This window comes from Phormidium sp. CCY1219, from assembly GCF_035615515.1.
Lineage (GTDB): Bacteria > Cyanobacteriota > Cyanobacteriia > Cyanobacteriales > Laspinemataceae > CCY1219.
Genome location: NZ_JAJENT010000251.1, coordinates 1 through 14099, shown reverse-complemented (window position 1 = coordinate 14099; position 14099 = coordinate 1). Strand labels below are relative to the sequence as shown.

The 14099-nt window shown below is 49.7% G+C and carries 9 protein-coding genes; 8 read left to right on the top strand and 1 reads right to left on the bottom strand.

Going from position 1 to position 14099, the window contains the following annotated elements:
• Window positions 1-134: 134 nt before the first annotated feature.
• On the bottom strand, window positions 135-1613 hold the full coding sequence (locus tag LKK83_RS02765; RefSeq protein WP_324629284.1) for a site-2 protease family protein: 1479 nt from the start codon (window positions 1611-1613) through the stop codon (window positions 135-137).
• 3 nt (window positions 1614-1616) lie between these two features.
• On the opposite strand from LKK83_RS02765, the gene LKK83_RS02760 reads away from it, so the two are divergent.
• The 8 genes from LKK83_RS02760 to LKK83_RS02725 all read left to right on the top strand — a co-directional run bounded on the left by LKK83_RS02760 (window position 1617) and on the right by LKK83_RS02725 (window position 14017).
• On the top strand, window positions 1617-2273 hold the full coding sequence (locus LKK83_RS02760; protein WP_324629283.1) for an MBL fold metallo-hydrolase: 657 nt from the start codon (window positions 1617-1619) through the stop codon (window positions 2271-2273).
• A 559-nt stretch (window positions 2274-2832) separates the two neighbouring features.
• Entirely contained in the window at window positions 2833-3297 is a 465-nt protein-coding gene (locus LKK83_RS02755; protein WP_324629282.1) for a hypothetical protein, read from the top strand.
• Between the two features lie 125 nt (window positions 3298-3422).
• Window positions 3423-5312, top strand: coding sequence for a GAF domain-containing protein (locus LKK83_RS02750; RefSeq protein ID WP_324629280.1), 1890 nt, complete (start codon window positions 3423-3425; stop codon window positions 5310-5312).
• Entirely contained in the window at window positions 5293-5697 is a 405-nt protein-coding gene (locus LKK83_RS02745) for a sensor histidine kinase (RefSeq protein ID WP_324629279.1), read from the top strand. Before LKK83_RS02750 ends, LKK83_RS02745 begins: the two co-directional genes overlap by 20 nt.
• A 13-nt stretch (window positions 5698-5710) precedes the next feature.
• Window positions 5711-6151, top strand: coding sequence for a response regulator (locus LKK83_RS02740; RefSeq protein WP_324629278.1), 441 nt, complete (start codon window positions 5711-5713; stop codon window positions 6149-6151).
• A gap of 4 nt (window positions 6152-6155) precedes the next feature.
• Window positions 6156-7412, top strand: a complete 1257-nt coding sequence (locus LKK83_RS02735) for a sensor histidine kinase (protein WP_324629277.1) — start codon at window positions 6156-6158, stop codon at window positions 7410-7412.
• Between the two features lie 277 nt (window positions 7413-7689).
• Entirely contained in the window at window positions 7690-8172 is a 483-nt protein-coding gene (locus LKK83_RS02730; RefSeq protein ID WP_324629276.1) for a hypothetical protein, read from the top strand.
• 136 nt (window positions 8173-8308) lie between these two features.
• Complete coding sequence (locus LKK83_RS02725) at window positions 8309-14017, top strand: AAA family ATPase (RefSeq protein ID WP_324629274.1); 5709 nt, start codon at window positions 8309-8311, stop codon at window positions 14015-14017.
• Window positions 14018-14099 lie beyond the last annotated feature (82 nt).

Sequence of the window (14099 nt, the reverse complement as noted above, 5' to 3'; positions counted from 1 at the left end):
GTGAGCTTGGGGAAATATTCGAGCGTAGCAAGAATAAAGTCTTACCAAGCCCTTCCCTTTAGGGATGGGGTTCCTGAGTGGGCCTCAATCGTGAATGGTTCGTTCGATCTCCCTCAAGAGGGTATCTCGCTTCCCTATCCCTGTAACCAATTCATCACCAGGTTAGGAGCGGGTAAAATAATCAGTAATAATACCGCGATCGCCAACAGCCCGCATAAATCCCGTCGGTTATCCAATTCGCTGATATCATTCAGCGCCGGACTATCAATAATTGGCATAAAAAATAAAAATACCGCCAACAAAAACCAACTGGGTTGCAACACAGCCAATCCCAACACTAAAAACCGCGACACTTGACCGATGCGCGCCGCCTGACGCTGACCGAACATCCCATGGACGATATGACCGCCATCGAGTTGACCCACGGGCAATAAATTAAACGCGGTGACAATTAACCCAATATAGCCGGCGATCGCCACCGGATGCAGGTCAATTCCCGAGGTAGGGGTCAGTTGCGACCCCAGGGCAAATTTACTCAACAGCAACAACAACAGGGAAAAAGTCGGATCTAAAGCGTCAATCGAGAACATGCTCGGGTCTTCCGGTAACTCCACCACCGTGGAATTCGCCAATCCCCAGAACAAAATCGGTAGCGTCACCACAAATCCGGCAATCGGTCCGGCGATGCTGATATCAAACAACACCTTGCGATTGGGTATTGGCGAGCGAATCTGCACGAATGCGCCAAAGGTGCCCAAAAAGATGGGAAAGGGAATGAAATACGGCAGGGTGGTGCGGATATTATGGGCGATCGCCGCCACATAATGCCCGGATTCGTGAATCCCTAAAATGGTCATCAGGGAAATCGCATAGGGCAACCCTTCCACCAGTAGCGCCGGTTGCGATTGCAGGGTTTGTGGGGAAACCCCCCCCAGGGTGGTGCCCACCACGGTGGTGGTAAATAGGGTAATTGCCGCCAAGGATAACGCCAGCAGGGGTTTGTTTAACTGCGAGCGATCGGGGGTGGGGATGATATTGGGCACCAGGATAAAAAACGGTTTTCCGTGGAAATCTTCTTGGAAGATAATCGCAAAGCGATCGCCGAATTTCCCTTCAATATTCTCTCGAATCCGCTTGTAAGCCACTTCCGGGGGCGATCGCAACTGACCCCGACAAATAATCGCCTGGGGACGGTAATCTAGTTTGTGCAACGGATAAACCGTCCAGTCAAAACAATCGCGCAGCTCTTCTTCTTCCTCGGCGCTGATGGGGCGCACGTCGGCAAGCTTGGGGAGTCCCCCCTCCTTGTGTTCGGAGTCCGATTCCTCGGGGGATGGGGTCGCGACCCCTTCCGTAGGGGGCGGGCGAAAATCCCGACGCCCCCAGGAAAAGGCAAACCAGTAAATTATCGGCGAGAGGATAAACGAACCCACCGCCACCTCGGTGGGCAAGGGTTCGTTATTCCCGTGGACGACAAACCAGGCGGTCCAAATAAATGCCGGGGTCATCAGTACCAACCAAAGAACCCATAGCGGCGTGCGCGTCAGATGAGCGACGCGAGTCCGTAAAATAATGTATGTAATTATCCCTAGAAGCAGTAACCAGAAAACCATGCTATGCCCAAACAACCACGGGCTGTGCTTGACGGCATTTTTGCCTTTCCCCCCAATCGGGAGACCTTAGGAGGCACAGCCTATCTTATTGTAGAAAATAACGCCAATCTGTTGGTTGATTGTCCCGCCTGGGACGAGACGAACCAGCAGTTTTTGCAGGACATGGGTGGGGTGCGCTGGCTGTTTATTACCCATCGCGGCGCGATCGCCAAGGTTAAGGACATTCAGCTTGCCACCCAGTGCGAAATTGTCATTCAAGAACAGATTGCCTATCTGTTGCCCGGATTAACCGTGACCGCATTTGGGGGCGATCGCACCCTCAATTCTCTTTACCAGGGGATTTGGACGCCCGGCCACTGTCCTGGATCGGCTTGTCTCTATTATCCCCCACATGGGGGGGTATTGTTCTCGGGACGTCATTTGTTGCCGAATCCTCAAGGGGATCGCGCGCCCCTGCGAACGAAGAAAACTTTCCACTGGCCCCGGCAAATTCGCTCTACTGCAGCTCTGTTGGAGCGCTTTTCTCCGGATACCCTGGCCTATATCTGTCCCGGTGCTAATACTGGCTTTTTGCGCGGCAAACGGGCGATCGAGAATGCCTACCAGGGGTTATCTCAGTTGGATCTCGATGCCTGTCTGCAACAACAGCCCCCGCTTTGAGACTCTCTAGGGGGCTAGAAACCGGGTTTGTCTATTCTCTGGTTGCGAATCAGGGACGATTTGGACCCGGTTTCTCCGGGTCGGGGATCCGTCCCTCGGGGGTGGAATGGCTTTTTAGCACATTTAGTTTGCATATTTTGGGCAGATTGAATGGGGGACAGAGCCTCGCTGAGAGTTTATCTAGGCAGGGACAGGGAACAAGTTTGGGGCTTGGGGGATAATATGCAATTTAAGTGAAGAGAGATTGGGGAGCAGGAGAGATGGTGGGGGGCACTTGGGGTCAGGGGAGGGGGACAAGAGGCGATCGCCTGTAGGCCAAGAGTTGGTAAAATCTGACATCTTGCACCAGCAACACCCGGCGTGGGTTTAAACCCACGCCTAATATATGAAGTCGGTTTTAACCGACTGAAATGCTTTTACTATAAGCTTTTGAGTCGGTTTTTAACCGAATGCAAGCTATGAGGCGGGAGATTTATCCCTCGCCGGATCGTGCTGCAGGCCAAGAGTTGGTAAAATGCAACGGATACGAGTGCTGTTGAATTAAAAGCGAGAATTTGTCATGAGTGCTGCCACTGCTTATCCGAATGCGCCTGACCTATCTGGGGAGGATTATCTCGTTGTCGGGTTGGCAACCTGCTTTCTCAAGGAAGATGGGGAAGTTCATCCGGTGAAAATTGTCGAACCGATTCCGTCTGCTGCGTTAGAAGCGATTGTCAAGGGGATTCCCACGTCGTATGAAATGGCTTGTGCCACCACCTTGGGGGCAGTGTTAGAGGGGGAAACGGTGAAAATGTTGCCGGAATTTCCGCCGGAAGCGCAAATTTGCGATGATTTTGTTTCGCGGGCGATCGCGGCAACGCGGACTTACAAGAAACGGGAAGAAGCGCGCGATTTAATTGCGCCGGGAAGTATCTATCGGGAATTTAACTACTCCACGGAGCGCAAGCGGGTTCTGAATTCGGAAAATCTCGTGCGCCCGGAGGACAATATCAAGCAGCACGAATATACCCATAAAGTGCTTTAGCTTTCGCCGGTTTTCCAATTGTCGGGAAGTGTCAAGAATGGGGCTTTATCGGGTTGGATTTTGCTCCCTTTGCCCCATTTTTCGTTAGCATGGAAGACCAACATGGTGCAGGAGGAGAATCGGGCATGATGAGTGAACATCCCGACGGTGGTTTATCGGAATCGATTAATTTAACCAACTGCGATCGCGAACCCATTCATATCCCCGGTTGCATTCAGCCTCACGGGGTGTTATTGGTGCTGCGAGAACCGGATTTGACCGTAATTCAAGTGAGCGACAATACCCAAGTGTGGCTCGGGATTGCCCCGTCAGCGCTGCTGCAAACAAACTTGGCGGATTTGCTCGATCGCGATCGCATTCAAGCGCTGCAAGCGGCGCTCGATCTCGACTCCCTCGATGCTCTCAATCCCTTTCACGTTTCTATCCCCACTCCAAACCAAAACCAACCCTTATCCTTCGATGGCATATTGCATCGCAACCCGCAGGGTTTACTGCTGCTAGAACTCGAACCCAACGGCGATCGCAAAACCCTTTATTTCCCCCAATTTTACCAACTGGTGAGAGCTTCATCCACTAAGTTGCAAAAATCCGCCTCTTTGGCAGACCTGTGTCAAAACTTGGTTAAAGAAATCCAGAGAATTACTGGGTTTGACCGGGTAATGGTCTATCAATTCGACCGGGACGGACATGGCACCGTAATTGCTGAAGAAAAACTCGCCCATCTTTCGCCTTATTTGGGATTGCACTACCCGGAATCGGATATTCCCAAACAAGCGAGAAAATTATACCTGGAAAACTGGCTGCGATTAGTTCCGGATGCCACCGCTGAGCCAAGCGCCATCGTCCCAGAAATAAATCCGGTCACGAACTATCCTGTGGACTTGAGCTTTTCTCTGTTGCGAAGCGTTTCTCCCATTCATCGAGAATACCTGCAAAACATGGGCGTCAGCGCTTCCCTGTCGATTTCTTTAGTCAAAAAACAACAACTGTGGGGATTAATTGCTTGTCACCATCATTCTCCCAAATCGGTCTCTTATGAAGTCCGTCAAGGATGTGAATTTTTGGGACAAATCATTTCCTCGGAATTGGCCAACCGGGAAGAAGAGGAAGATTACGAGTATAGAATGGAGGTGAAAGATAAAACCTACCAGTTGATTAATACCCTTTATCAATCCGATCGCAATCTGGATGTATTGGCCAGCCAAACGGAAAAGTTACTGGAGTTGGTCAACGCTGAAGGAGTGGCCGTATGTTGGGGCACATCCGGCGCAAAAAGCGGCAATACGCCGGGAGAAGAGGAGCTAAATGAGTTAGTAGAATGGTTGGACGCTACGGTGGATGAGGAAATGATTTCTACTGACTCTCTATCCTGTATTTATCCAGAAGCAGAATCGTTTAAAGCGGTGGCCAGTGGGTTGCTGGCTATTTCGCTTTCTGCTAAGTTTAGTAACTATATTTTGTGGTTTCGCCCGGAAGTGACCCACCGGGTGAAGTGGGCGGGAAATCCGCATAAAGCCGTGGAAAGCCACGATGAAAATGGGGAAGTGTATTTGTCTCCTCGGAAATCGTTTGAAATCTGGCAAGAAACCGTGCGCGGCAAGTCTTTACCTTGGCAGGGGTGTGAACTCGATGCTGCTTTAGAATTGCGAACTGCCATTATCAATATTGTATTGCATCAAGCGGAGGAATTGGCGAAGTTAACCCAAGAACTGGAACGGTCGAATGCGGAGTTAGAACGGTTTGCCTATATTGCTTCCCATGACTTGCAAGAACCGTTGAATTTGGTGTCGAGTTACGTGCAGCTTTTAGAGCTGCGCTATAGCGATCGCCTCGATGAGGATGCGAAGGAATTTATCGGGTTTGCGGTGGAAGGGGTGAACCACATGCAAGACCCGATCGATGATTTGTTGGAATATTCGCGGGTGGGGTCGCGGGGGAAAGAATTTCAACCCACGGATGTGGAGGCGGTGGTCAAAGCTTGTTTGATTCACTTGCTTGCATGCGATCGCAAATAGTGGCGCAACAATTACTTACGACTGCTTACCCACTGCGATCGCAGATACCACCCAACTGCGACAACTGTTTCAAAACCTCCTGGGAAATGCCATCAAGTTTCGCGGGTCCAATCCCCCAGAAATTCACATCGGCGTACAACGTCAAGCTACCCACTGGTTGTTTTGGGTGCGAGACAATGGCATCGGCATCGAACCACAATTTCTCGATCGCATTTTTATCATCTTTCAGCGCCTGCACCTGCGCGAGGAATATCCCGGGACGGGTATCGGATTGGCAATTTGCAAGCGGATTATCGAACGTCACGGGGGTAACATTTGGGTGGAGTCTAAAAGAGGAGTTGGTGCTACCTTTTATTTTACAATTCCCCTGAAACCAATCTCTTAAGTGTAACGCACAGATGGAACGCGGCCAATCCCCCAAACTCATCCTTCTGGTAGAAGACAATCGAGGCGACGTGCGCTTGATTCAAGAAGCGTTGAAAGAAACCACCGTGGCACACCAAATGGTTGCGCTCAAAAATGGAATAGAAGCCATGAGTTACTTGCGGCGCGAAGGTGAGTATGCGGGGGCACAGCGACCCGATCTAATTATGCTGGATTTGAATTTGCCGAAAAAGGATGGGCGAGAGGTGCTGGCAGAAATTAAAACCGATCCAAAGTTAAAACGGATTCCGGTGGTAGTGCTAACCACCTCCAAAAACCAAGAAGACGTTTGCCGTAGCTATGACTTGCACGTGAATGCTTACATTACCAAATCCGGGAGACTCGATCGCGTATTCAACGTTGTTAAAATGATTGCAGAATTTTGGTTAGAAATCGTTACCCTCCCATCGGAATAAAATCATGCCAGAACATGCCGTCAAGATACTGTTAATCGAGGACAATAGCGCTGAGGCTCGATTGTTGCGAGAAGTGCTAGGCACCACGGAACCGATGCAGTTTTCCATCGTCCACGTACAGCACTTGCGCGAGGGGCTAAAGCAACTTGCAGCGGAGAGCTTTGATATTATTTTATTGGATCTAACCTTACCCGACAGTGCTGGGTTGGAGTCTCTATCCACCCTGGTGCCCTGTGCCCCCACGGTGCCGATCGTGGTGCTGACGAATACCAATGACGAACAATTGGCTCTGGAGGCGCTGAGACAAGGGGCGCAGGATTATTTAGTCAAGCGGTTGGTAAATATGGAGCGGTTGGGGCGTTCTTTGCACTACGCGATCGAGCGCAAGCAAATCTCTTTAGCGTTGTTGAAAGCGAATGAAGAATTAGCCGAAACCAACGCGCGCTTGAAAGAAGAAATCCGGGAACGGGAGAAAGTGCAAGCGGAATTAGAGCGCTCGAATCAAGAACTAGAACAGTTTGCCTATATCGCCTCCCATGACTTAAAACAGCCCTTATCGAGCATTTCCTCTTGGGCGCAAATGTTGGCCATGCGATCGCGCGGGAACCTGGATGAAAAAGCCGACCAATGCATTAATTATATTCTCGATGGCACCGGGCGAATGCAGCAATTAATCGAAGACTTGCTAACCTATTCCCGCGCCGGGAGGATGACAGAGAGTTTCGAGGCGACGAGTTGCGAACAACTGGTGAAAGAGGCGATGGCGAGCTTGGAAAATGCGATTTCCCAAAGCGAGGCGCGCATTACTTGCGATCGCTTGCCCACGGTGATGGCGGATCCGGTGCAACTGGAGCAACTTTTCCAAAATTTGCTCGATAACGCCCTGAAATACTGTCAACATAGAACGCCACAAATTCATATTTCTGCCATGTTGCAACCTGCCCCATCTAGCGATAGCAAATCTCAGGCAAAAAATGGCGATCGCAGCGCCGATGGACCGGATGAGTCCGAATGGGTATTTTCCGTGATGGATAATGGTATCGGCATCAATCGCGAACATTTCGATCGCATTTTTATGATTTTTCAGCGCCTCCATCGGCGCGATGAATATCCCGGAACCGGAATTGGGTTGGCCACTTGCCAAAAAATCGTAGAATATCACGGCGGGCGCATTTGGGTCGAGTCCGAGGTAGGTTGTGGCTCGACTTTTTATTTTACCCTACCCGCGCAACGCTCTGAGTCAAACTCCGAGAAACAATAGGCAGATATGGAAGGATTTGGCGGGTCTATTTTTGGGTGTGAGGAGTTTTGATTTTTTGACCCCTGCTAATCTTTATCGTTTATTTAATTTGGCTATCTTAACTTTAGCAAATTCTCAAGCGATTTTTTAAAATACACAAAAAATACTTCCCGAGTTATAAGGGCTTTTTCCAAAAAACGAGCGGCAGCAAAGTGGGGGAGTTTATGAGAGCAATCCATCGTGTTATAATCCATAAGCGTTGAACGGATATTTAGCCGCCAAATAGGAGAGTTACGCGATGAAATTACTACCGATAGAACGGGAAACGATGACCGAACGAATCGAATCGGTAAAAGCAGGGGCGATCGCCTCCCTGTCATTCTTGCTAATTTTTGTCATTACCGCCCTGCTTAACGAGACAATAATTGCGCCACAATTTGCCAATAGCGCCCCCCTATTTTCCAGTCAACCCCTGCTTTTCACCACCGCCAGCGCCGGATTTATGGGGTTTTTGTTTGGCGTCACCTATCGCTACATCATTCGCGCCGACAATAACGTTCATTTAAAATCCGGTGCGGTTCTTGCTTTTGGACTGGTGCGCGCCCTGGCTAAAATCGAGATAGAATTGTCTTTAGAAGGGCGAAATTTGGCGATTTGGGAAAGCATTTTGCCCGCTAGTGCGATCGCGATCGAGAGCATTTTAGGGTTTGCCGTGGCAGGGGTGATTTTGGATGCAGCGATCGCGCGAAACTGGGTCAAACCCTTTGACTCAGAGTCGTAGGCAAAAAGTAGTAGTAGGGGGGGTATGCCCACCCGACGACTAAATTAACCAGAATCTATAAATAGGAAGATGTATTTGATTCCCCAGGCACGTAGGATGAAAAAGAAGCTACTGTGTCTGGAGATAAAAGGCAAGCATGAGGGTTTGGCTTCCCGGGTACCATTGTCAACACATATTACTAGAAGATGTCAGTACAGCAATCTATCGGGGTCAACGCGATCGCGATGGGGCATCGGTTTTGGTGAAATCGCTCAAAACCGAGTATCCCACCCAGGAGGAAAACGCCCGCTTGCAAGCGGAATATAACCTGCTGAAATCCCTCGGCGCAGCGGGTATCGTGAAACCGATTAAATTAGAAAACTATCGCCATCGGTTGGCATTAATTCTCGAAGATGTGCCCGGGAAAACCTTAAAATATTTCATTCGCGATCGCCAGCAGGGAGGCGTAGATTCATCCCATCCCGAATTCATTCCCACCTTTTTAAAGAGTGCCATTCAAATCGCTACTATTTTGGGATACCTGCACGATCGGCAAATCGTGCATCAAGATATCAAACCCGAGAACTTCTTAATCGATCCAGAAACCCGGGAAATCACCCTCATAAATTTTAGTATTGCCGCCCAGGTTTCACAACAGCGCCCCACCCCAGACAATGCCATCGCGATCGCCGGAACCCTTGCCTATATGTCTCCCGAACAAACCGGGAGAACGAATCGCCAGGTAGACTATCGCAGCGACCTATACTCATTTGGCATTACTTGTTATGAAATCCTCACCGGGCAGTTGCCATTTAACACCTCCGATCCGCTAGCATTAATTCACTCCCATATTGCCAAAACCCCCATATCTCCCGATCGCGTTTCTAGCGCGGCGAACCCCACCGGGGAACGCGGCGTGATTCCCCAGACGATTTCCGATATGGTAATGAAACTGCTGGCCAAAACTCCCGAAGAGCGATATCAAAGTTCCTATGGCATCAAAGCGGATTTAGAATTATGTTTGCATCAACTATATGAAACCGGAAAAATTCAGCCCTTTACTCCGGGAACTCTGGATCGCTCCGGGCAGTTTTCCATACCAGAAAAACTGTACGGGCGGGAAACAGAAATCGGCCAATTAACCGAGGCGGTTCATCGCGTTGGTGGCGGGAGTACCGAGATGGCGTTAGTGTTGGGTTACTCGGACATTGGTAAAACCCGACCGATCCGTGAAATTCACCCGGTAATTCTCGACGAAAATGCCTATTTTATCGGCGGTAAATTTCATCAATACCAGGGTCAAGTTCCTTATGCGGCCTTCATTCAGGCATTCCAGGAATTGATGCACCAACTCTTATCGGAAAATGCGGCGCGGATTGAGGAGTGGAAAGGGAAATTAATCGCGGCGTTGGGAGAAAATGCCGGGGTAATTGCTGAAGTGATTCCGGAAGTGGAATGGATGGTGGGGGAAATGCCGGCGGTTCCATCTTTACCCCCTACAGAAGCACAAAATCGCTTTCATCGCGTCTTTCAGCAGTTTATTGGCGTATTTCGCAAACAAGAACATCCCTTGGTGTTATTTTTGGATGATTTGCAGTGGGTCGATGCTGCTTCTTTAAATTCAATCGAACGGTTGATGAGCGATCGCAATGGCGGATATCTGCTGACAATCGCCGCTTATCGCCACAATGAAATCCATGATACTCATCCTTGGCGAGAAACCCTGCAGCGCATTCAACACAGCGAGGCGCGAGTGGAGAAAATTACCCTTTCTCCGTTAAACTGGGAAAATGTCTGCGCCTTGGTTCGCGATACGGTACATACCGAAAAAAGCGCGGATTTAGCGGAATTGGTGTTTGAAAAAACTGCCGGCAATCCGTTTTTTATCGCCCAATTGCTGAAGTCTTTGCATCAAAAAGGATTAATCGGGTTTGACTTTTCAGCACAGCAATGGCGCTGGGATTTGGAGGGAATCAAACAAGCAGCGATCGCCGATAATGATATTTCCCTGACCTGCGATCGCATTCAATCCCTTTCCGCATCGGCACAAACCCTATTAAAACAGGCGGCTTGTATCGGCGTCAAGTTTTCCTTACAACTGGTAGCAGAGGCGGTAGAAAGCTCCCTTTCCGCCACCGCTAGGGAGTGGAGCGCGCCCCTAGAGGCGGGTTTAATTGTGCCGTTAAAAGAAGGAGAAAACCTGCCCGTCAAGCTGCAGGAAAATGCCCCCCACCTCACCCCGTGGGAAAGGGAGAATGAACCTGCGGCGATCGCCTATCAATTCGTTCACGATCGCGTGCAGCAAGCGGCATATTCCCTGATTCCAAAGGCACAGAAACCCCAGATGCACTTGAAAGTGGGACAACTGCTGCGCGATCGCACCCCCGATGACGAATTATCGGAACGAATTTTCCCGATTGTCAATCAATTTAATCTGGGAATATCGGCAATATCCGATGCCAATCGACAACTCGAACTTGCCGCCCTCAATGCGATCGCCGGTCAGAAAGCAAAGAGCGCCAGCGCCTATGAATCCGCCGCCAAATACCTGCGCGCCGGACTGAAATTGCTGCCAGAAAATGCCTGGGAAACCCACTATTCTCTCACCCTCACACTACATGTAGAAGCCGCTGCTGCCGAATATTTAAACACCAATTTTCAAGAAGCGGAATCCCTAGCCGACGTGGTGCTGGATCGGGGGCGATCGCTTCTGGATAAAGTCCAAATTTACGAAACCCAAATTCAATATCATATCGCCCAAAACCAACTTGCCTATGCCATTGAAATCGGGGTGGGCGTGTTGGAAATGTTGGGGGTATCTCTGCCAAAAAATCCTACCCCAGAGCAAATCGATCGCGCCGCCGTACAGACCGAATCCGCTTCGACCGTAGAGGGCATCGAAGATTTAGCCGCCCTGCCAGAAATGACCGATGCCCATCAACTGGCAGCGTTACGGATATTAATGAATATAACCGCGCCGGCTTATATTGTCAATCCGGCTTTGATGCCGTTAATTGTCTTGAAAATGGTCAATCTGTGCGTCGAGTCGGGCAATTCTGCTTTAGCCGCTTATGGCTATGGGTATTATGCGGTAATTCTGTGTGGGTTGAGAGGAAATGTGGAGGCGGGATATCGGTTTGGCAAGCTGTCTTTGCAGCTCTTACATCGCTTTAATGCTAAATGGCTCAAGTCCAAACTGTATGTTTTATTTTATGCCGCAGTGCTGCACTGGAAAGAACATCTAAAAAATACCCTCATCCCCTTGCGCGAAGCGGTGCAAAGCGGCTTAGAAACCGGGGATATCGAATATGCCTGTTACAGCGCTCAACTGCATTATCAGGGGTTGTTTTTTGTGGGAGTAAACCTGGAGGTTGCAGCGCGAGAACAAGGGGAATGGATAGCATTATCTCGCCATTTCAAACAACAGTTTCAGGAAGACTATGCCAGCCTATGGCGACAATTAACGTTAAACTTACAAGGAAAGGCAGCCGACCCCCTACAATTGGTGGGGGAGGACTTTGATGAAACCGAAATTTTGCCCCGGGCGATCGCCAATGGCAACCAACAGCTTGCCTGCTGCATTTATCTGGCAAAATGCGTGTTATGTTATGAGTTTAAAGCGCATTATCAGGCGGTGGAAAATGCCGATTTTGCGGTAAAATACGAAGCGGGGGTAACGGGGCTATTTAACCGGGTGGTGAATAACTTTTACGCTTCATTGTCTTTGTTGGCTCGCTATCCGTCGGTTTCTCCGGCGCAACAAAAGCGCGATTGGCAAAGGGTGGGGGACAATCAAACCGAAATGAAAGCCTGGATGGAAAGAACGCCGGAGAATTACCAACATAAATTTGAATTGGTAGAAGCGGAAAAAGCCCGGGTTTTGGGAGAAGAAATGACGGCGATGCAGCATTACGATCGCGCCATTTTGGCTGCCCAAAAATTCGGCTATCTCCATGAAGAAGCCTTGGCTAACGAGTTAGCTGGGGAGTTTTATATCTCGCGCGGTACGCAGAAGGTGGCGCAGCTGTATTTGCGCGATGCCTATTTCGCCTATCAAAGTTGGGGGGCGATCGCCAAATTGCGCGATTTATCCCAGCGCTATCCCCAGCTTCTCGCTTCGGCACTTCCCCGGCAAAATTCGCCGATCGCTATTCATCAAACCACCCGCACTCAACGGCAGGCGATCGCCTCCTCTTTCGATGTTTCTACGGTGTTAAAAGCCTCGCAAGCGATTTCGGATGAAATCCGGTTCGAGCGGTTGCTGGATCGGTTGATAAATGTGGTTCTCGAACATGCAGGGGCAACGACGGCATTTTTATTATTGCAGCGCCAAGGGCAGTTAAAATTGATTGCCCACGGCGGTACGGATCGGGAAACTTCTATGCATTTAAACGGCATGGCGATCGCCTCTTCTCAGCAGTTGCCTAGGGGGTTGTTTAATTACGTGAAAAAAACTCTGTCTGCGGTGGTTTTGAATGATGCCACTCGGGAAGGGCGGTTTACGCGCGAACCCTATATTGTAGAAACTCAGCCTAAGTCAATCCTCGGGTTGCCGATTCTCTATCAAGGTCAATTTCAGGGCATTTTGTATCTGGAAAATCCCCTAACCGAAGGGGCATTTACCCCGGAACGAGTGGAAGTCTTAAAGCTATTGTCTTCTCAGGCGGCGATCGCTTTGGAAAATGCGCGGCTTTATGGGGAATTGCAGGGATATTCGCAAAAGCTGGAACGACAAAATACTCGGTTGCTGGAGGCGAATCAGTTATTAAGTGCAGAAATCACCCGCCGTCAGCAAGTGGAACGCGATCGCCAGGGGTTGCTCGAACAGTTAGAATTTAAGCGCGAACAGTTGGAAGCGGTGTTGCAGCAAATGCCGGCAGCGGTCATCATCGCCGAAGCACCTTCGGGAAAGCTGATTCTAGGCAATGACCAAGTGCAGCAGATCTGGCGTCAACGGTTTTTGGCGTCGGATAATATGACCCAATACCACCAGTGGAAAGGGTTTCATCCCGATGGGCGCAGGTACGCCGCTACAGACTGGCCCTTAGCCCGTTCCCTGGCGCGCGGTGAAGCGATTATCGGGGAGGAAGCCGATATCTTGCGCGGTGACGGCACCTATGGCACAATACGCCTAAGTTCCGCTCCCATTCGCAATCGCGACAATCAAATCGTAGCGGCAGTGGTGACGTTCTACGATATTACCGAGAGCAAGCAGGCGCAAGCCAAATTAAAAGCCTCCTTGCAGGAAAAGGAAGTGCTGCTCAAAGAAGTCCATCATCGGGTTAAAAATAATTTACAAATTATTTCGAGTTTGCTCAATTTACAGTCGGGGTATATCGATGACGAACGCATGTTAGAAATTTTTAAAGATAGCGAGAACCGGGTGGCGTCAATGGCGCTGATTCACGAACAGCTCTATCAATCGGAAGACTTGGCAACGATTGAGTTGGAAGAGTATCTGGAAAATCTGGTAGCCAATTTGTTGGCTTCTTATGAAGTCTATTCCGAAATGATTGCCATCCAGGTCAATGTGGAGCCAATTTCTCTGGGAATCGATGCGGCGGTTCCTTGCGGGTTAATTATCAACGAATTGGTGTTAAATTCTCTGAAACATGGGTTTTCTACCGGAGATGGGGGGACAATATGGATAGAGCTTGAGGAAAACAGCGATCGCTACTGGCAACTCAGGGTGGCTGACAATGGGGTAGGATTTCCCGAGGCAATTGATTTTCGCAATACCGAATCATTGGGATTGCAATTGGTGATGACCCTGGCAAACCAACTGCAAGGGGAGGTTTCACTGACGCGCGATCGCGGCACGGAATTTACGATTACGTTTCCTAAGTCTAGCGAAGTAGAGAGATAAGAGCGTCAGGAACCCCATCCCTAAAGGGAAGGGCTTGGTAAGACTTTATTCTTGCTACGCTCGAATATTTCCCCAAGCTCAC